This is a genomic window from Amycolatopsis samaneae, assembly GCF_039541975.1.
In the GTDB taxonomy this organism is placed as follows: Bacteria; Actinomycetota; Actinomycetes; order Mycobacteriales; family Pseudonocardiaceae; genus Amycolatopsis; species Amycolatopsis samaneae.
In genome coordinates, this window is sequence record NZ_BAABHG010000018.1 from 142,957 (window position 1) to 161,097 (window position 18,141).

Here is an 18,141-nt window from a genome sequence, read left to right on the forward strand (position 1 = left end):
TGCCTGTTCGCTCCGTCTCGTGTCCACACTCTCTCTCCCGCGTAGCTCCCCATACGAGGTTACCCAGAATACGACGCGTGAATGCTGGCCATCCGTGCATAAATCGTTATCCGCGCTTGATCAGCCGGGTGATTCTTCGTGTGACCGGGTCGAGTTCCGGGATCTTGAGTGCCATCAGCACGCCGAACGAGACACCGAGGCCGACGATGCCCTGCAAGATCAACTTCGCCCAGGCCTGCGCCGTCGCGCCGAACGCGGACGGGACGAGCATGCCGACGATCCACGCCGCGGCCACACCGAGTGCGCTCGCGAACACGGTGAAGAGGATCACGCCGATCACCCGCCTGCTGCGCAGGTTGCCCAGCTGCACCCACAGCCAAACCTGCCCCATCACCGCGGCCACCATGTAGCCGAGCGAGTTGACCATCATCACGCCGATGACGACGTTCTCCGGCGAGAGGATGCCGCCCGCGAGGAACAGCAGGGGGATCCGCACCACGGTCATCACGATCATGATCACGGTCGGGGTGCGGGAGTCCTTCATCGCGTAGAACACCCGCATCTGCAGCAGCATCAGCGCGTAGGGCAGCAGGCCGAACGCGGAGACCGCGAGCGCCTCCCCCAGCCGCTCGGCGGAGTCGAGCGAGCCCTTGCCGACGGTGAACAGTGCCACGCCGATCGAACTGCCCGCGATCACCATCACCGCGGAGATCGGGAGCATGGTCAGTGTCGACAGGCGCGACGCGTAGGACAGGTCGGCGACCAGCTTCTTGTGGTCCCCGTCGGCCGCGGACCGGCTCATCCTCGGCATGATGGCGGTCAGCAGCGACACGCCGATCACGCCGTAGGGCAGCTGGAACAGCAGCCAGGCGTTCGAGAAGATCGTCACGCCGCCCGGTGCGCCCTGGGTCAGCACCCGGGTGTTCACGATGTTGCCGATCTGGCTGACCGCGACGTAGGCCAGGATCCACAGGGCCAGGCTGCCGAACTCCTTGAGGCGGTCGTCGATGCCCCAGCGCCACTTGAACCGGAAACCGGACTTGCGCAGCGCCGGGATCAGATAGAGCGCCTGGACCACCATCGCGACGAGGGTGCCGCCGCCGAGCACGAGCAGCTTCGGGTCGCTCATCTTGAGCGGGTCGATCGTCGGGTCGCCGGGTACCACCACGTACAGCGCGATGGTCACGATGATGACCAGGTTGTTGACCACCGGTGCCCACTGGCCCGGCCCGAAGATCTGTTTCGCGTTCAGGATGCCCGAGAGCACCGCGAACAGGCCGTAGAACAACAGCCCGGGCAGGATCAGGTAGGCGAACGCGGTGGCCAGCTCCAGGTTCGCGTGGCCCTTGTCGTCCATCAGCACCTTGGTGATCCAGGGTGCCCCGATCGTCGAGAGCACGGTGCCGATGCCGAGCACCGTGATCGCCATCGTCAGCAGGCGCTGGGTGTAGGCCTCGCCGCCGTCGGGATCGTCCTGCGAACGCACCAGCAGCGGGACCACGATGCTGGTCAGCACGCCGCCCAGCAGCAGTTCGTTGACGATCAGCGGCAGGCTGTTGGCCACGGTGTACGAGTCGTTCACCACGCCGAGCCCGGCCGCCGCGGCCAGCATGATCTTCCAGGCGAACCCGGTGATCCGGCTGGTCAGCGTCGCGATCGCCATCCGGCCGCTCGCCTTGGCGATCGAGGTGTCCTCGGCCTTGACCGCTTCCTGTTCGGCGGTCGACCCCGGTTTCGGACGCACCAGCGGCGCGTCGGCGATCCGCGGCATGACCTGCGTGGCCAGCGCGTCGTAGGGGCGCAGGACGTCGGGATCGGCGACCGGCCAGCGTGAGCCCATCGGGACGCCGGGGGTGCGCGGGATGAACCGGGTCGCCTCCGCGTCGCGGCGCGGGCCCTCCTCCCACGGCCGGACCGGGGCCGGGCGGCGGGTGCCGCGGCCGCGCACCGGTGGCTGCTGCCTCGGCGGCGCCGACGGCGGCGGGGGCGTCTGCGACATCGGCCGCTGGGCAGGCGGGGGCGCCGGGGGCGGGACGCGCTGCGGGCCGGAGGGCTGGGGCAGCCGGGTCTGCTTGGTCGGCGGTGGTGCCTGTGGTGGCTGCGGCGGCTGGCGCCGGACCGGTGGCGGGCCCTGCGGGGCCGCGCCGGGCGGCGGCGGGGTCTGGCCGGACCGCTCGACCGGGGCCATCCGGCGGGTGCGGTTCTCCGCGGGTGGTACCGGCCTGCCCCGGCCGTTCACCGGTGGCTGCGGTCGCTCCCGGCGTTCCGGGGGCGGGGTGCGCTGCGGGGCGGGCTGGCGACGTTCGTTCGACGCGGGCCGTTCGGTGCGCACCGGACGAGGCGGAGGCTCTCCCCGGTCACTCCGCTCGCGCGGGTGGCCTTCGCGCCGAGGACGACTCGCACGCTCGGGTGGTGTACCCGGCTCATTGTCCACGCGTGCCCAATCCTCGGTTTTCGTTCTGGCGTGCCTGGGCGGGGCAGCCGCCGCGACACCGGTCGAACCAGGGTAATCGGCGACGCCCCGAAACACTCAAACGACGAACGAACCGAAGGTCTCAGCTGGTTCCGCCGCGCTCGGACCTGGCCTCCTTGACCCGCCGGTAGATCCGCCGCGAGGCCAGCAGGAGTAGCGCCCCACCTGCGGTGATGGTGACGATGACGGTGATCGCGCCGTACTCGGTCGAGGTCAGCTCGAACCGGGCGGGTGAACCCAAACGGGTGCCGCCGGGGGTGCTCAACGACACATCGACGCTGAGCCTTCCCGCGCGCAGCGCCTCGACCGGAACGTACTCGTTCTTGCTGCCGCCCGCCGGGTAGAACAGGTTCCGCTTTTCTTCGAGGCGAAGCCCGGAGTTGTTGGCGAAGTCGATCCGGGTCCAGATCCCGACCGGCAGCTCGTTGCTGACGAACACCGGCAGCGGCGAGGCGCCCGAGGCGAGCGCGATCGTCTGCTTCGGCCGTTCGACGGTGATCCGGCCGCTGATCGCGTCGAGGTCACCCTGCGCGTTCGCGGTCACGACCTCGGCCGCCGCGCCGCGCCATGCGGTGGACGCCCCGCGCAGGAGCGCGGCGCGCACCGGTTCGATCACGTCCTCCGGCCGCACCGGCCTCGGCTTGGTCGGGTCCGCCACCATCGCCGACTGGAGCGCGGCGGCCTGGCCGTTGATCCGGGACAGCGTCGAGGTCACGTCGCCGTCGGGGCTCGCCGCGAGGTCGCCCTTGGCGCTCATCGACGCCGAACCGCTCGGCGATGAGGACAGCAGTTGCGCCAGGTCGGCGGTCGTGACCAGCCCCGAGCCGACGTAGTCGCCGAGCCGCTGCAGGAAGCCCGACGCCTCGGACAGCGGCACGGCCCAGTGCCGCGGCGGCGCGACCAGCAGCCGGGCGCCGGGCTGGGACTGGGACTGGGGCTGGCCGACCCCGGCGCGGAAGGCGATCGCGGCGAGGCCGTTCTGCGCCGCGATGGCGGGCAGCGCGCTGGACATGGTCGTGTTGGCCATCGGCGGGTTGGGGTTGGCGACCCCGTTCAACGCGTCGGAGATCAGGGAGTCGATCGGCTGGGCCCGCAGCCCGCTGCCGCCGAGCGTGACCCCGGCGGTGACCAGCTCGTCCGCCTGGAGGTTCGCCGAGCTGGTGAGCACTGTGCGCACCCCGGCGCCCGCCATCGCGGCCAGCGTCTGCTCGTCCTGTGTCCCGTCGGGCCAGAGCACGCCGTTCTTCGGCTGGGCGCCCAGCAGCTGGGTGATCGTGCCGGCGCCGGTGACCGCCTTGGTCAGCAGCCCGGGATCGGCGCTGCCGCTGCCGGACCGGATCCGGTTCAGCGCGCCGAGGTCGGTGTCGGCGAACGGGAGCGTCACCACGCAGCGTCCCGGCCCGGAGACGAGTGCGCGCAGCCCGGCCAGCCAGTCCTGGGCCGCCTGGACACCCCGGCCCTCGACCGTGCCGGCACCGATCCTGACCTGGTAGCCGCGTGTCATCGCGTCGACGGTCGCGATCAGGTCGGGGTCGATCGCGAAGCACAGCGCCTTGGCGAGTTGCTGATCGTCCGTTTCGGCCGTGCGTGCCGCGGTGACCAGCGCGTTCAGCCGTCCGCCCGTGGACAGCTCGTCCGCGAGCCGGTCGTCGGTGAGGGTCAGCGGGCCGCCGAGGGGCGCCGACTGGACGTGCGGGACGTCGTCGGCGATCGGCCAGAGCACGGTCATGCTCGCCGGCTTGGCCGGCTTGTCCGGCGCGGGCTTCCCCGGCGCGCTCACGACCGGCACCAGGGTGCTGACCGCGGCGAGCCGGGCCTGGCCACCGAACTCCGGGGTGCCGTTGACGTTGACCAGCAGCGGGTACACCCCCGGCTTCCCCAGCTGGTAGGCGGCGCGGCCACCGGCGAGGTTGACGGTGATGTTCAGCGGGACGGTGCGCCCGGGGTCGAGCTCCTGGGCGATCACCGCGAAGTCGGTCAGCGACGGGTCGGTGCCGCCCGCCCCGGCCAGCCGGTCGGCGAGCTGCTTGGCGCTGTTCAGCCGTTCGCCGACCTCCAGGCGCACCTTCGGGGTCGAGATCCGCCGGTCGCCGATGTTGGTGATCGTCCCGGCGACGGTCAGCGTGCTGGAGTCGGTGGTGATCACCCGCGGGTTCAGCTGGGTGATGTCCAGCCGCAGCCGGGGCGGCTCCTGCTCCACCTGTGCGTGCGCGCTACCGCCGAAAAGGGCGGAAAACGCGAGCAGCGGGACGACAAGGACGAAGGCGGCGAACCGCTTCACTCGGGGGCTCCCTCGGGGGCGCGATGTTCGTGCGCGAAGAGTTCTTTGGCCTTGCGCACGAGCTTGCGCTCGTCCGCGTAGGCGAGTCGGGACTCCAGCTCGGCGAGTGGTACCCAGGCGACCTCGGTGACTTCGACGTCTTCGTCGGAGAGTTCGCCGCCGTACGACTCGAGCAGGAAGTGGTGCACGGTCTTGTGGACCCGGCGTCGTTCGGCCACGAACCAGTAGTCGATGGTGCCCAGGGGCCGCTGGACGCGCGCGGAGATGCCGGTTTCCTCCTTCACCTCGCGCACCGCGGTCTGTTCCACCGTCTCACCGTCCTCGATGTGACCTTTCGGCAGGGACCAGAGCAGTTTGCCGTGCCGGTCGAGGCGGCCGATCAGCACCGCGTGTTCGCGGGCCGGATCGACGACCAGGCCACCGGCGGACGTCTCGTCGACCGTGGTCAGGCGCCTGCCGCGCTGACGCCTGCGTCGCCTTCGCGGCTTCGAGGCGCCGGTGCGACCGGCTGATCCAGACATGCTGCGATGCTAGAGCAAACGGGTGGCCGGGTACGCTGGCCAACCGTGTCCGTGTCCGGTGGTGCCCAGAGCGAGCACACACCTCGAGTAGTGGGATTCCCGTGAACGACGTGGTCGCCAAGCAGGCCGCCCAGCACAGTACTGCCCAGCACACCGCAGCGATGCAGAACACGGTGGCGGAGCTCATGCGTATCTCCCCGGTGGCGGACGATCTCGCGAAACGGTTCGCCAAGGCGGGACACCGGCTGTACCTGGTCGGGGGCAGCGTGCGCGACGCCATGCTCGGCAGGCTGTCGGCCGACCTCGACTTCACCACCGACGCGCGGCCCGACCAGGTGCTGGCGATCGTCAGTGCCTGGGGCGACGCGGTGTGGGACGTCGGGATCGCGTTCGGCACGGTCGGCGTCACGAAGCAGGGCAAGACGCTCGAGATCACGACGTTCCGGGCGGACTCCTACGACCGCGTCGGCCGCAACCCCGAGGTCACCTTCGGCGACAGCATCGAGGGCGACCTGCTGCGCCGGGACTTCACGGTCAACGCGATGGCGATCGACCTGACCACGCAGACGTTCATCGACCCGCATGACGGGCTGCGCGCGCTGCACGAGCAGGTGCTGGACACCCCGGCGACGCCGCAGGAGTCCTTCGCCGACGACCCGCTGCGGATGCTGCGGGCCGCGCGGTTCGCCGCCCAGCTGGGCTTCACCGCGGCCCCGCGCGTCGTCGACGCGATGACCTCGATGGCGGAGGAGATCGACCGGATCACCGCCGAGCGCGTCCAGGCCGAGCTCTCGAAGCTGATGCTCGCGACCGATCCACGCCCCGGGCTGGAGCTGCTGGTCGACACCGGGCTGGCCGAGCGGGTGCTGCCCGAGGTGCCGGGGATGCGGCTGGCGATCGACGAACACCACCAGCACAAGGACGTCTACCAGCACTCGCTGACCGTGCTCGCCCAGGCGATCGATCTGGAGACCCGGCACGAGCCGACCTCGGAACCGGACCTCGTGCTGCGGCTCGCGGCGCTGCTGCACGACGTCGGGAAGCCGGCCACGCGCGAGTTCCAGCCCGGCGGCGGGGTGAGCTTCCACCACCACGAGGTGGTCGGTGCCCGGATGGTACGCAAACGTTTGCGGGCGCTGAAGTACTCGAAGGAGATCGTCGAGGACGTCTCCCAGCTCGTGTTCCTCCACCTGCGGTTCCACGGGTACGGGAAGGGCGAGTGGACGGATTCGGCGGTCCGCCGGTACGTGACCGACGCCGGACCGTTGCTGACCCGGCTGCACAAGCTGGTCCGCGCCGACTGCACGACCCGCAACCGGCGCAAGGCGGCGGCGCTGCAGGCGACCTACGACGACCTCGAGGCCAGGATCGCGCGGATCAAGGCGCAGGAGGACCTCGACCGCGTCCGACCGGACCTCGACGGCAACGCGATCATGGAGCTGCTGGGCCTGAAGCCGGGTCCGGAGGTCGGCAAGGCGTGGAAGTTCCTCAAGGAACTGCGGCTGGACCGCGGCCCGCTGGAGCACGACGAGGCCGTCGCCGAGCTGAAGCGGTGGGCGGCCGAGAACGGCATCGGCGAACCCTCCTGAGGCCCCGCTGACCTGCGCGGGGAGAGCAAGGGACCTTTGCTCTCGCCGGGCGGGCGGCGGCGTACGGGGGAAAGCTGAGCGAATTTCGCATCACGGATTCGCTGCCGTCCGTTCGGACGCTGGACCGTTTCGCCAACGGTTGGAGATACTCCTCACTCGGCGCGGGGACGGGGCCCACGTGCCGGGCAGGGAGGGTCGATGGCGAGCGAGGCGCCTCAACCGGAGCGTGGCGCCAGTTTCCTGGTGACGTTGTTGCGCCGGGGCGCGCCCGCGCTGGCCACCGCGACGAGCGAGCTGGCCGACGAGGTCGGCGATCCGACGCCGGTGCGCGCGCTGCGCCGGATTTCGAAGATCGCCGGGCCGGTGGACTCGGCACATCGTGACGGACTGCTGCTGCGGGCGGCGCGCTACGTCGCCGTGGTGCCGCTGGTCTACCGGCTGTTCGCGGTGCCCGGCGCGTTCTTCGTCTTCCTCGCTACGCACCACGGGAGCGGGGCGTTCGCGGTGGGCGTCATCGCGCTCCTGTCCGTCGCGTTCAGCGCCTACGGCGTGTGGTGGCTGCTGCGGTCCGCGCCGTTCAAGCCGCGTGGCGCGGCGCGGCTGATCGTCGTCGACGTCGCGTTTACCCTGCTCTCGCCGGTGATCATCGCCCTGAGCGTCTCGCACGAGGCGTACGCCGACGCGTTGCTCGTACCGGCCAAACAGCTCTTCGGCGAGGTCGCGCTGCTCACGCTCGTGCTCGGCATCCCGTCCGGGCTGGCACTCGCGGCGGCCGGCTTCCCCGTCCGGCTGCTGGCGACCTGGCTGGGCACCGGGCACGTCGACGTCTCCGACGCGGTCGGCACGTACCCCGCGATGCTCGGCGTCATGTTCACCGCGGGCGGCGCGCTGGTGATGATCGGGCTCGGCACCCGGCTCGCGCTCGCGTACGGCATTCGTAACGGGCGGCTCGCCGAACGCGCCCAGCAGCACCGCCAGCTGCACGACACCGTGCTGCAGACGCTGGAGGCGATCGCGCTCGGCGGCACCGAGGACCCCGCCCGCAGGCTGACCGAGGTGCGACGGCTCGCGCGGGCGCAGGCGATGGAGGTCCGGCAGCTGATCGAGAACGCCAGCGCCGACCGGGCCGAGGCCGGTTCGCGGCCGCTCGGCGAGAAGCTCGCCGCGCTCGCCGCCGAGATGGCGCGCGACGGGCTCCGCGCGCAGCTCGTGGTCGCCGAACTCGACGAGGACACGCTGTCCGAGGTCCGGCAGATCGCGATCCGCGACGCGGTACGCGAGGCCATGCGCAACACCATGAAACACGCCGGCACCGACAAGGTCGTGGTCCGCGTCGAGGAACGCGACCGCGGCATCGCGGTGATCATCCGCGACCACGGCACCGGGTTCAGCCCGGACACCGCGCCCGCCGGGTTCGGGATCAGCGAGTCCATCACCGCCCGGCTCGGCGAGGTCGGCGGCACCGCACTGGTCGAGTCGAGCCCGGGCAGCGGCACGCGGGTGACTTTGTGGGTGCCCTGCTGAGGCCGGTGCTGCTAGACACGGAGGGGTGAGGAACACCGACTCGCTCGCCGCCGCGCTGGCCGCCTACCGGAACGCCGACCTGCCCGCCGCCACCGCACACGCCGAAGCCGCCGCCGAGGCGGGCTCGGTGCTCGCCGCCGAACTCCGGACCTACCTGGCCGCGGCCACGGGCGGCCCGGTGTACGAGCGGCCGAGCGCCTTCACCACGTTCATCCGGGGCGGCGGGAACGTCGAGCTGTACCGGCGGCTGAGCACCGAGCTGGCCGCGCGGTACGACGCGCTGCGCCCGAAGGCGCTGCTCGACCTCGGCTGCGGGGACGGGCTCGCGGTGGTGCCGGCGCTCGCGCGGGCGCGGCACTCCCCGGAACGGGTCGACCTGGTGGAGCCGTCCGGGGCGTTGCTGGCGGCGGCGCGGAAGCGGCTGGTGCGGGAGGTGCACACCTGGGGCGCGACCGCGCAGAGTTTCCTGGAGCACGAGGACCGCCGCTGGGACCTCACCCAGTCGACGTTCGCGCTCCAGTCGATCCCGCCCGCCGACCGCGCCGAGGTGCTCCGGGTACTGCGGCCGCGCACGGGCACGCTGGTGCTCGCCGAGTTCGACGTCCCCGAGTACGTCGAGGGCTCGCCGGAACACCTCCGCTCGCTGGTTACCCGCTACGAGCGCGGGGTCGCGGAGTACAACGCGGATGCCTCGCTCGTCGCGCAGGGGTTCCTGCTGCCGATCCTGCTCGGCGTCGTCTCCGCGCAGGAACGCACCAACTGGGAACACCCGGCGGCGACGTGGGTGACGCAGCTGACCGAGGCGGGGTACACCGACGTCACCGTCGAGCCGTTCGCCGACTACTGGTGGTCCCCCGCCGTCCTGATCACCGCTACTGGACGCGGCTGAGCGCGCCCGCCTCCAGGTGCTGCGCGATCGGTCGCGGCAGGACGTAGGCGATCGCGCCGCCCGGCATCCCGTTCCACGGCGCGGTCACCCCGGTGAGCACCCGCAGCGTCCGCTGGACCCGGTAGTGCCGTCGCTCGCGTTCGCGGTCGAACGCCAGTGACGTTTCGGCGAACCGCGTGGACTCGGCGTGCACGAGGTTGCCGGTCTCGGTACCGAACCGCAGCACCGTCGTCCCCGCCGGGAGCACGATGATCCGCTTGCCGCGGAAGAAGTTCAGCGGCGGCTCGCCGCGCATCGGCAGGATCGGCCAGTCGGCGGGCTGATCGGACTCCTCCGCGGTGCGCGGCGGGAACAGCTGCACCGTGCCGAGCAGGAAGCGGGCCGCGCCGGCGAGGTTCGCGAACGCGACCGGCGGGTCGGCGGGCGGCCGCGAGACCTCCCAGCCGTTCTCGGCACGGCGCAGCGTCCACACGCCCTCGGCGGGCATCTCGTTCGCACCGATCCGGTACGCCGAGGACGGGACCCCGAGTTCGACGAGCCGCTGGTGCAGCAGGTCGAGCGTCTCGGCGGCACGCAGCTTCCCCACTTCGCCCTCACGGGCGACCCTGGTCAGCAGGCTGTCGTCGGGCAGATCCGCCTCGGACCGCGCCGGGCGCGGGGTGCCGAGGATCTCCGCCTCCGCCGTCGCGCGCACCAGCTCGGGGACGTACGGCGGGCGGAAACCCGCCGTACGGATGTAGTCGACGAGCTCCGGCTCCGGCGGCACGCCGTACTTGCGCAGGTAGTGCGGCACCGCGGCGGGCCAGATCCAGAACCCGTCGGTGTGGAAGGCGTCCGGCACGTCCGGCGGTGCGCCGGGCGGCGCGAAGATGTCCGGCAGCGGGGCCGGGCGGTGTGCCGCGACCGGCGCGCGGAAGAGGTAGTCGAGGAGCCCGCGGACCTGGTCCGGCGGCACCGGCGGCCGGTTCACCACCGGCCGCTCGCCCTCGTTGTGCGCGTCGACGACGAGGGCCCGCCGGAACGTCGTGTCCAGCGGGAGACCGGCCTTCACCGCCAGCCATCCCGGGACGTGCTTCGGCGCGCGAGGGAACGTAGCGAGTTCGACGCCGTAGGGCGCGCTCGACGGGCGGCCGCCGTCGTTCGGGGGAACCCGCCAGTTCGGCTCGGGCTGGTCGTCGAAGTGGAAGTCGTACTTGGCCGGGGCGTCCAGGGTGAAGGTGCCCTGGAACCACGCGCCCTCCTCCGGCTTGCACATCGCCGAGCGCAGCCGCGCGAAGTACGCCGACAGCCGGGGAGGCGCGGGCAGTGAGACCGACACCGGGCCGTTGTCGTCGCCGACCACCCGGATTTCGAGCTCGGCGTAGTCGCCGACCTGGCGGAACTGCGCGGCGACGCGCTGCCAGCCCGCCGGTGCCACGTTCCGCAGGGTGCGGCCGATCGCGCGCAGCAGCGCGTTCTGGTCGCCCGTGCCGGGTTCCGGGGCGTTCTCGAGGCTTTCGACGAAGTCGTTGCGGACCTGCCACAGCGCGGTCACCTGGCGCGGATCGACGTTCGTCGAGAAGTCGACCAGCCCCAGCTGTGCCGCCCGTACCGGATCGTCGCCGGTCCAGCGCAGGGTGAGCCTGCCGTCGCCGGGGGCCACCTCGTACAGCTCGTCGTCGTACTCGCAGAAGGTCCGCAGGGTGAACGTCGCGGGCACCTCGCTCGCGAGCACGACACGGGCCGGGCGCCCCTCGTACTCGCGGTCGAAGTCGGCGGGTGCCTCCTCGCCTTCGGCCGCGGACAACAGGATCGTTCCGTCCGTTGTAGACCGCTGCGCCGAGTACACGCCGTCACCCCACGACGCGTACCGGCCATCCGGGCGATGTGCCGCTTCTACCCGGTAACGCACGTTCGTTCCTCCCCATCCCCAATGCTGGAGGTTAACCTAGTAGTTCGGGTAGCGCTGGTACCAATCGTCGCCCGCGGGAGCGTCGTCGGCGAACTCCGCCAGCGCGTCGTCGGCGAGCCGCTCGATCACCGCGCGCAGTTCGAGCCGGTCGAGCCAGCTCGCGCGCAACGCCTGTTCCCCGTACATCGCGCCGACGAGGTTGCCGCACACCGAGCCGGTCGAGTCGCTGTCGCCGCTGTGGTTGACCGACGCGAGCAGCGCGGAATCCGCGTCCGGCGTGGTCAGCGCGACGTAGACGGACATCGACAACGCGGTCTCGCCGACGTTGCCCTGCCCGAGGCTTTCCAGCTTCTCCGGCGTCGGCGGCCCTTCCCCAGCCAGCGCCAGCGCCTGGTCGAGCGCGACGGACTGCTCCTCGTGCTGCTCGTGCCGTTCCAGTTCGAGCCGGGCGATCGCCACCGCACTGGGCAACGGCTCGCCCCGCAGCAGCAGGTGCATGAGCACCGCGAAGGTGCCCGACGACAAGTACCCGCTCGGGTGACCGTGGGTCAGCGCGGCACTCTCCGCGCCGAGGGTGAACAGCTCGGCGAGGTTCTCCGACCACAGCGCGATCGGCGCGGCGCGCATCACGCCGCCGCAGCCCTTCGAGTTGTTCACCGGGTGGTCCACGCTGCCGCGTTTGCCGGTGCGCCCGTACGCCTCCAGCTCGCCGAAGCAGGTCAGCCCCGGCGCGCGGCGGCTGAACAGTTCCTGGTGTGTGATCAGCCAGCCGTCGGGCGCCGGGGAATCCGACTCCGGGCCGCGCGCCCGCTCCCAGGCGACACCCTGCGTGTGCAGCCACCGCTGGTAGGCCAGCTGCAGCGACTGCACGACGTCCGCCGAGCCCTCGCGGCGCCGCTGCGCGTGTGCCCTGATCAGCGCTTCGAGGGTGAACAGCGTCATCTGCGTGTCGTCGGTGATCCGGCCGACGCCGCCGTAGGCGGGGATGAAGTCGGTGATCCCGTCCGGTCCGGCGATCTCCCGGATCCGGTCGATCGAGTCGAACTCGGTCTTCGCGCCGAGCGCGTCGCCGATCGCCCCGGCGAGCAGGCTGCCCCGCAGCCGGGAACGTACTGCCGGGAAGTGAAGCCAGTCGTGCACTTAGTTTTCTCCCAGTGGGTAGCGCAGGAGCCACTGCTCACGTTCGGCTGGCTCGCGGGCGACGCCGAAGCGGTTGAAGTGCCGGAAGACGTCGCTCGCGGCGTTGTCCAGCAGGCCGAGGTCGGTCAGCGACGAGACGAACGGCAGGCCGGGGACGCCGACGCGGGCGCCGACCAGCGCGCCGGTGAGCGCGGCGCACACCGGGCCGCCCCCGGCGGCCAGTTCCAGCGCGGCCGCGGGGTCGTGCCCGCGCTTGGCGGCGGCGAACAGCGCGCGACCCAGCACGGACTGCGGCTGCCTGCCGTCGCCGATGCCCTCGAACTGGGCGACGTCGTCGGCCGCGCGGTCCTCGCGCAGCGCCAGTACGGACTTCGCGAGGTCGTCGCCGCTCAGCAGATGCTTCAGCAGGATGTGCACGGGCAGCGCGAACGCGTCCTTGGTGAGCAGCGCGCGGAACACCGTCACCAGCAGGTCGACGCCCGCCGAGATCTCCGGCCCCGCCGCGGTGCCGGTCAGCTCGCGAGCGACGGCCTTCGCGTAGCGCTCTCCGTCTACAGTGGACAGTTCGACGCCGCCGGCGAGGGTGGCCGCCAACGCGGTCGCGAACAGACCGGAGAAGTCCGACGGCGGTGGGCCCGCGTGGGCGGTGGCCCGCGCGATCCAGCCGTCCGGGCGGCCACCGGCCGGGAGGGTCGCCGGGACCTCCCCGGTCTCGGTGATCGACGGCAGGCCGCGGAGTACGGACTCGGTGTGGCACAGCAACTGCCGGGTCAGGCCGCCCAGCGGCAGCGGACCGGCCGGGTCGGCGCCGGAGCCGAGGGCGTCTCCGATCGCGAAGCCGACGTACGCGCCGAGGACGCGGTGCCAGGCGAAAGCGTCGCTGGGCGTCCCCGCGGCGAGGAACTTCCCGAACGTCCACGGCACCGGACGCGGCGAACCGTCGTCGGCGAAGTGCGTGATCAGGCCCTCGGCGGCGAGATCGTCGGGCCAGTTCTGGGCCTGTCCGTTGCGCAGGTTCGCGGCGTTGCGGTAGCGCAGCGCGAAGGCACGGAGGTACTCCAGGCACTCCGCGGCGCTCAGCTCGTAGCCGTTCTCCCGCGCGCTTTTCGCGACGTACGCGAGGTGGCGCGACAGCAGGTCGGACGGCGTGAGGCCGAACTCGGCGGTGATCGCGGGCAGCGCGTCGAGTACCTCGGGGCTCGCTTCCGGCGCGAACGCGGTCACCGGCTCCCGCTCCTCGACGCCCGTGGGCACCGGGTCGCGGACCAGGTACAGCTCACGCGAGGTCAGCGAAATCGGCGTCGGGCCGCCGGGGTCGAGCGTCATCGCGTAGGTGCGCCAGCGGTTGAGGATCTGCCGTGGCTGCCCGACGAGCCGCTCGGGGTAGGCGGCGGGCACCTTCGCCGAGGCGCTGAACGCGATCAGCTCACGGGTGTCCCCCGACGGCGCGTCACGCAGCGGCCGGAAGATCGGTTCGCCGTCCTTGAGCGGGACGAAGACGTCGCGGTCGAGCAGCGCGGCGGTGAACTCGGCGCGGCTCAGCCAGTCGACGTTGAGGTACCCGACGAGCTTTTCGACGTCGGTGGCCGGCGCCGGGTAGCCCGTCCACAGTGGACCGGCCCGGTACTCGTCGTTGGCCCGGTACTCGCCGGTGGGCTGGTCGTACAGGGTGTGCCGGGCCCAGCCGCGCACCGCGCGCTTCGGGATCAGCAGGGCGGGGAACGCGGCGGCGTCGAACTCGGGATCGACGTCGGCCTGCCACTCGGTGAAGCCCGTTTCGGCCGTGTCGCCGGTGCTCTGGGCCATCATCGCCAGGTCGTAGGTGATCTCACCGCCGTCGTCGGGCACGAACACCACCGGGCTGGGGAACAGGCCCTTACCGGGATCGGTGCCGTCGAGGTACGCGGCGGCGTTCAGCGTGAAGTTCCAGCCACCGGCGCGGTGCACGGTGTACTCCGGCCGGACGCGCAGCGCGGCCGGGCCGGTGGTGCGGTCGCCGTCCGGTGTGTTCCGCAGCCAGTCCTCGAGGCGCGCGACGGCTTCCTCTGCGTTCATGTTCCCCATCCTTGCGGTCCCGGCCGGTCAGTGCCGGGGATACCGCTGAATCCACTGCTCGCCGAGCGCGCCGAGCGCCGAGTGCCGGTCGAAGTGCCAGTACCCGTCCGAGGCGACGTTCTCCACGAGGTACCGCAGGTCCAGCTGATCGACCCACTTCTGTGGCAGGCCCGGGATTCCGGTGCGCGCGCCGAGCAGCGCCCCGGCGAGCGCCCCGGTGAGCGCGCTGTGCCCGGAGTGGTTGACCGCGCGAAGCAGCGCCTGCTCGGGGTAGTTCTCGAAGCCGGACAGCGCGGCGAAAGCACGCCCCAGCACGGAAAGCGTGCTCTTCCCGTCGCCGATCAGCTCGGGCGCGCGCAGATCGGGCAGGCCGTGCTCGGCGAAGAACGGGACGGACTCCGCCACCATCGCCTTCACCGCGTCCCACTCCGCGCCCTGCTGGTACTGGTTGTCCGGGTTGAGGATCTCCCTGGACAGGTTCCAGATCGGGTAGCTGAACGCGTCCTTCGTCAGCGCCGGTTCGAACAGCCAGGTCAGGTAGGTCGCGGCGGCGAGGTCGGACTCGTTGGGGTGCGTCAGCCCGGCCAGTTCGCGCACGGCCTGCCGCGAGCCGCCGCTGAACCCGCTGCCGGGCCCGGCGACGGTGAGCGCGGCGGGCAGCGCCGGGATCAGCGCGGCGGCCCCGCTCATCGGCGGCGTCTGCGGGTCGTTGCTCACCACCCCGTGATAGGCGTTGAGCAGCGCGTCGTCCGAGGTGCGGCGCACGCGCAGCTCCGGCACCTTGACCAGCCAGCCGTCCGGATCCTCCAGCGGCGCGCCCTGGGTGTGCAGCCAGCGCCGCAGTGCCCCGCGCACGACCTCGCCGAACCGCTGCTCGACCTCGCGGGACTCCGGCTGCTCGCGGTGCGGGCTGCGGATGACGGCCTCGGTGTAGAACAGCAGCCGCTGGGTCAGCGAGCCGATCCGGCCGGGCTGGTCGAAGGCCACCGGGAGATCGGTGACGCCCTCGGGCCCGTACTTGGCGTGGATCTCGTCCAGCCGCATCCGGTCGACGGCAGTGCCGAGTGCCTCGCCGAGCGCGAAACCGACGTACGCGCCGGTGACGCGCTGCCAGCCGTAGCGGTAACCGTCGAGGTTGCGCTCGAAGTACTTGCCGAACGTGTCCAACCGGGGCACGGTGCCGCCGTCGTTGTCGTAGGCCGGGGCCAGCCCGTTCGCACGCAGGTCGTTGGGACGTCCCGGCGGCGGTTCGGGCAGTTCGAGCCGCCGCAGCCAGGACTCGCCGAGGACCGTCTTCTGGCACTCTTCGGCGGTCAGCTCGTAGCCGCGCCGGCGGGCCTTCTCGGCCGCGGAGAGCGGCAGGCCGACCGGCTCGGAGAGACCCATCCGCGTCGCGGTTTCCCGCGCCACGCGCGCCAGGTCCTCCTCGGCCTCCGGGCACTTGCCGTGGGTGTCGAGCCGCGGCTCGCGGCGCGGGAAGCGGCTCGCGATGTCGGCCAGTTCGGGGCCGCTGACGTCCTCGAAGGTCGCCGGGCCGCCGTTGATCACCAGGTTCGGGGGATGCTCGAACTCCGCGAGCGTGGCGAGATCGACCTGCCACCAGCCGTGCTCGCGCGAGGGCAGGTTGCGGGTCGAGCTGAAGACCTTGAGCTCGTTGCGTTCCTCGGTGAAGTAGAACCGGTCGGTCTTGCCGGTCTTGAGGTCGAGCGGGACGAACACCTCGCAGCGCAGCAGGCCGATCAGCAGCTGCTCGCGGGTCAGCCAGCCGACGCTCGCGAAGGACAGCAGCGTTTCGAGGGTGTTCTCCGGCTTCGGGTAGCCGCGGCGGATCGGCCCGGCCTTGTACTCCGGGTTCTCCCGTTCCTCGCCGGTCTGCACGCCGTCGCCGTTGACCTTGACCCAGCCCGCGACCGCGGGCAGCGGCACGCCCAGCTCACCGAGGCCGGACTTGACGTACTCCGGGTCGACGACCTCGCGCCAGTTCTCCTGACCGGGGAACGCGACCGGGACGCTCAGCCCGCCGGGATGCGGATGCGCCTGCCGCAGCTCGCCGTCGGGTTCGCGGACCACGACCGAGGGCGGCGGGAAGATCTCCTTCTCGGCCTTCCCCTCGTCGAGGAAGGCGATGGTGTTGTACGGCACCGACCAGCCTTCGGGGATGCGCCGTACCTTTTCCCGGTCGATCCGCAGCCCGCCGGGACCCGACACGTCGGGGCCGTGTACGGCGCGCAGCCACTCGTCGACCTTGGCAATCGCTTCCGCCGCTTCCACCTACTCGATCCTCTCCAGGCTTCCGTCGGACTCGTGCTCGGCGATCGTCCTGGGCAGCACGTAGGCCACCGCCCCACCCGGCAGGTTCGCCCAGGCGACCGTGATGCCGGTGATCACGTGCAACGGGCGGCGGAGCCGGTAGGCCCGCACGACGCGCTCCCGCTCGAGTGGCAGGGACGTCGTGGCGAACCGTACCCCGTCATGGTGCACGAGGTTCCCGGGTTCCTCACCGAAACGCAGGACGACCGTACCCGCTACCAGCCGCGTTATGCGCTTGTTCCGGAGAAGGGTGAGGGGAGGCTCACCCGCCGCCGCCTGCACGGGCCAGTCCCCCAGCTCCTTCGCGGTCTCCAGCGGCGTTTCGTGCCCGGCGGTCATCCGCGCCGGATGCAGCAGCAACGCGCCGAGCAGCTGCTGTGCCGCGTCCTCCAGCCGGTCGAAGTAGCGCGGGGCGACCGGGGCCCCGTCGGCGTACGCGGCGACCTCCCAGCCGTCCGGGGTGAAGTTGAGGCACCACGTCCCGTCGGCCCGCTCGCCCACGCGGTAGGCCTCCGGCCAGACCCCGTGCTCGCCGAGCCTGCGGACCAGCACGATCAGCAGCTCGTCGTCGGCCAGCCGCGGGTTCGGCGTCGTCTCCAGCTCGGCCGCGACGTCGCCCTCGGTCCGCTTGACGTCCGCGCGCCCCGGTCTCGGTCTCGGGCGCCCGAGCAGATCGGCCTCCGCCGTCCGGCGGACGAGATGCTCGACGTAGGGCGGCTGGAAGGTGTTCGCGCGGATGTGCGCGACCAGGTCGGGCTCCGGTGAGACCCCGTACTTGCGCAGGTAGTGCGGCACGGACGCGTGCCAGACCCAGACGCCGTCGGTGTGGTACCGCTCGGGGACCTCGTCCGGCGCGTCCCCGGCGAAGATGTCCGGCCCCAGCCCGTCCCCGGCGAGCACGACGGCCTCGCGTTCGAGGTACTGGAGCACCAGCGGGACCTCCGCCTCGGGCAGCGGTTCGCGGTCCACCTTCGGCGGTTCGCCCTCGGTGTAGGAGTCGACGACGCGCGCGTGCCGGAACACCACGCCCAGCGGGAGCTGCGCGCGCAGCCGCCACCAGTCCGGGATGTGCGCCTCCTCGCGCGGGAACTCGGCGAGCTCGTCCGGGTAGGCGGTCGAGCCCTGCCCCGGCGGCTCGGTCCACGCCGGTTCGGTGTCGAGGGCGAAGTCGAAGTCGAAGGTGCCCTCGGGGGCGAGGGTGAACCGCGACTGGAGCCAGGTGCCGCGGCCCGCGGTGTACATCCCGGCGCGGAGCCTGGTGAACAGTTCGGCCAGCTCCGGCGCCTTCGCGGTGTTGCGGACCTCCAGCTCGGTGTGTTTCCCGGCCTGTCGGAAGGAGACCTCGACCGGCAGCGCGGCGTCCACGCGGTGGGCACGCGCGAGCTTGCCGATGTCGATCAGCAGGGCGCGCTGTTCTTCGGGGGACAGGGTTTGTTCCACGTGAATCATCGTGCCCTTTGCCGGCGCA

At 71.8% G+C, this 18,141-nt stretch carries 11 protein-coding genes; 3 read left to right on the forward strand and 8 right to left on the reverse strand.

What is annotated here, in order from left to right:
* Positions 1-106: 106 nt before the first annotated feature.
* From murJ to ABD987_RS37290, 3 genes are all read right to left on the reverse strand, one after another.
* A complete protein-coding gene (gene murJ, locus ABD987_RS37280; protein ID WP_345405754.1) occupies positions 107-1,999 on the reverse strand; it encodes a murein biosynthesis integral membrane protein MurJ in 1,893 nt (630 codons plus the stop codon).
* A 556-nt stretch (positions 2,000-2,555) separates the two neighbouring features.
* Positions 2,556-4,754, reverse strand: a complete 2,199-nt coding sequence (locus ABD987_RS37285; protein ID WP_345405614.1) for a DUF6049 family protein — start codon at positions 4,752-4,754, stop codon at positions 2,556-2,558.
* Positions 4,751-5,275, reverse strand: a complete 525-nt coding sequence (locus ABD987_RS37290) for an NUDIX hydrolase (RefSeq protein ID WP_345405617.1) — start codon at positions 5,273-5,275, stop codon at positions 4,751-4,753. The genes ABD987_RS37285 and ABD987_RS37290 overlap by 4 nt, the downstream gene beginning before the upstream one ends.
* A 161-nt stretch (positions 5,276-5,436) precedes the next feature.
* On the opposite strand from ABD987_RS37290, the gene ABD987_RS37295 reads away from it, so the two are divergent.
* The 3 genes from ABD987_RS37295 (at position 5,437) to ABD987_RS37305 (ending at position 9,277) form a co-directional block, all read left to right on the forward strand.
* Positions 5,437-6,864 carry a CCA tRNA nucleotidyltransferase gene (locus ABD987_RS37295; RefSeq protein WP_345405757.1) on the forward strand — a complete coding sequence of 476 codons (1,428 nt, stop codon included), beginning with the start codon at positions 5,437-5,439 and terminating at the stop codon, positions 6,862-6,864.
* A gap of 198 nt (positions 6,865-7,062) precedes the next feature.
* A complete protein-coding gene (locus ABD987_RS37300) occupies positions 7,063-8,388 on the forward strand; it encodes a sensor histidine kinase (protein ID WP_345405621.1) in 1,326 nt (441 codons plus the stop codon).
* A 25-nt stretch (positions 8,389-8,413) separates the two neighbouring features.
* On the forward strand, positions 8,414-9,277 hold the full coding sequence (locus ABD987_RS37305; RefSeq protein WP_345405624.1) for a class I SAM-dependent methyltransferase: 864 nt from the start codon (positions 8,414-8,416) through the stop codon (positions 9,275-9,277).
* On the opposite strand, the gene ABD987_RS37310 is transcribed toward ABD987_RS37305, so the two are convergent.
* From ABD987_RS37310 to ABD987_RS37330, 5 genes are read right to left on the reverse strand one after another with little or no spacing between them, the layout of a single operon-like run.
* Positions 9,261-11,168: a TNT domain-containing protein gene (locus ABD987_RS37310; RefSeq protein WP_345405627.1), complete on the reverse strand. Its 1,908-nt coding sequence runs from the start codon at positions 11,166-11,168 to the stop codon at positions 9,261-9,263. The genes ABD987_RS37305 and ABD987_RS37310 overlap by 17 nt on opposite strands.
* 36 nt (positions 11,169-11,204) lie before the next feature.
* Positions 11,205-12,308 (reverse strand): ADP-ribosylglycohydrolase family protein, encoded by a 1,104-nt coding sequence (locus ABD987_RS37315; RefSeq protein ID WP_345405629.1) that lies wholly within the window; start codon positions 12,306-12,308, stop codon positions 11,205-11,207.
* Positions 12,309-14,363: a YrhB domain-containing protein gene (locus ABD987_RS37320; RefSeq protein ID WP_345405632.1), complete on the reverse strand. Its 2,055-nt coding sequence runs from the start codon at positions 14,361-14,363 to the stop codon at positions 12,309-12,311.
* A gap of 27 nt (positions 14,364-14,390) precedes the next feature.
* Complete coding sequence (locus ABD987_RS37325; RefSeq protein WP_345405635.1) at positions 14,391-16,634, reverse strand: ADP-ribosylglycohydrolase family protein; 2,244 nt, start codon at positions 16,632-16,634, stop codon at positions 14,391-14,393.
* Complete coding sequence (locus ABD987_RS37330) at positions 16,635-18,122, reverse strand: TNT domain-containing protein (protein WP_378214245.1); 1,488 nt, start codon at positions 18,120-18,122, stop codon at positions 16,635-16,637.
* Positions 18,123-18,141 lie beyond the last annotated feature (19 nt).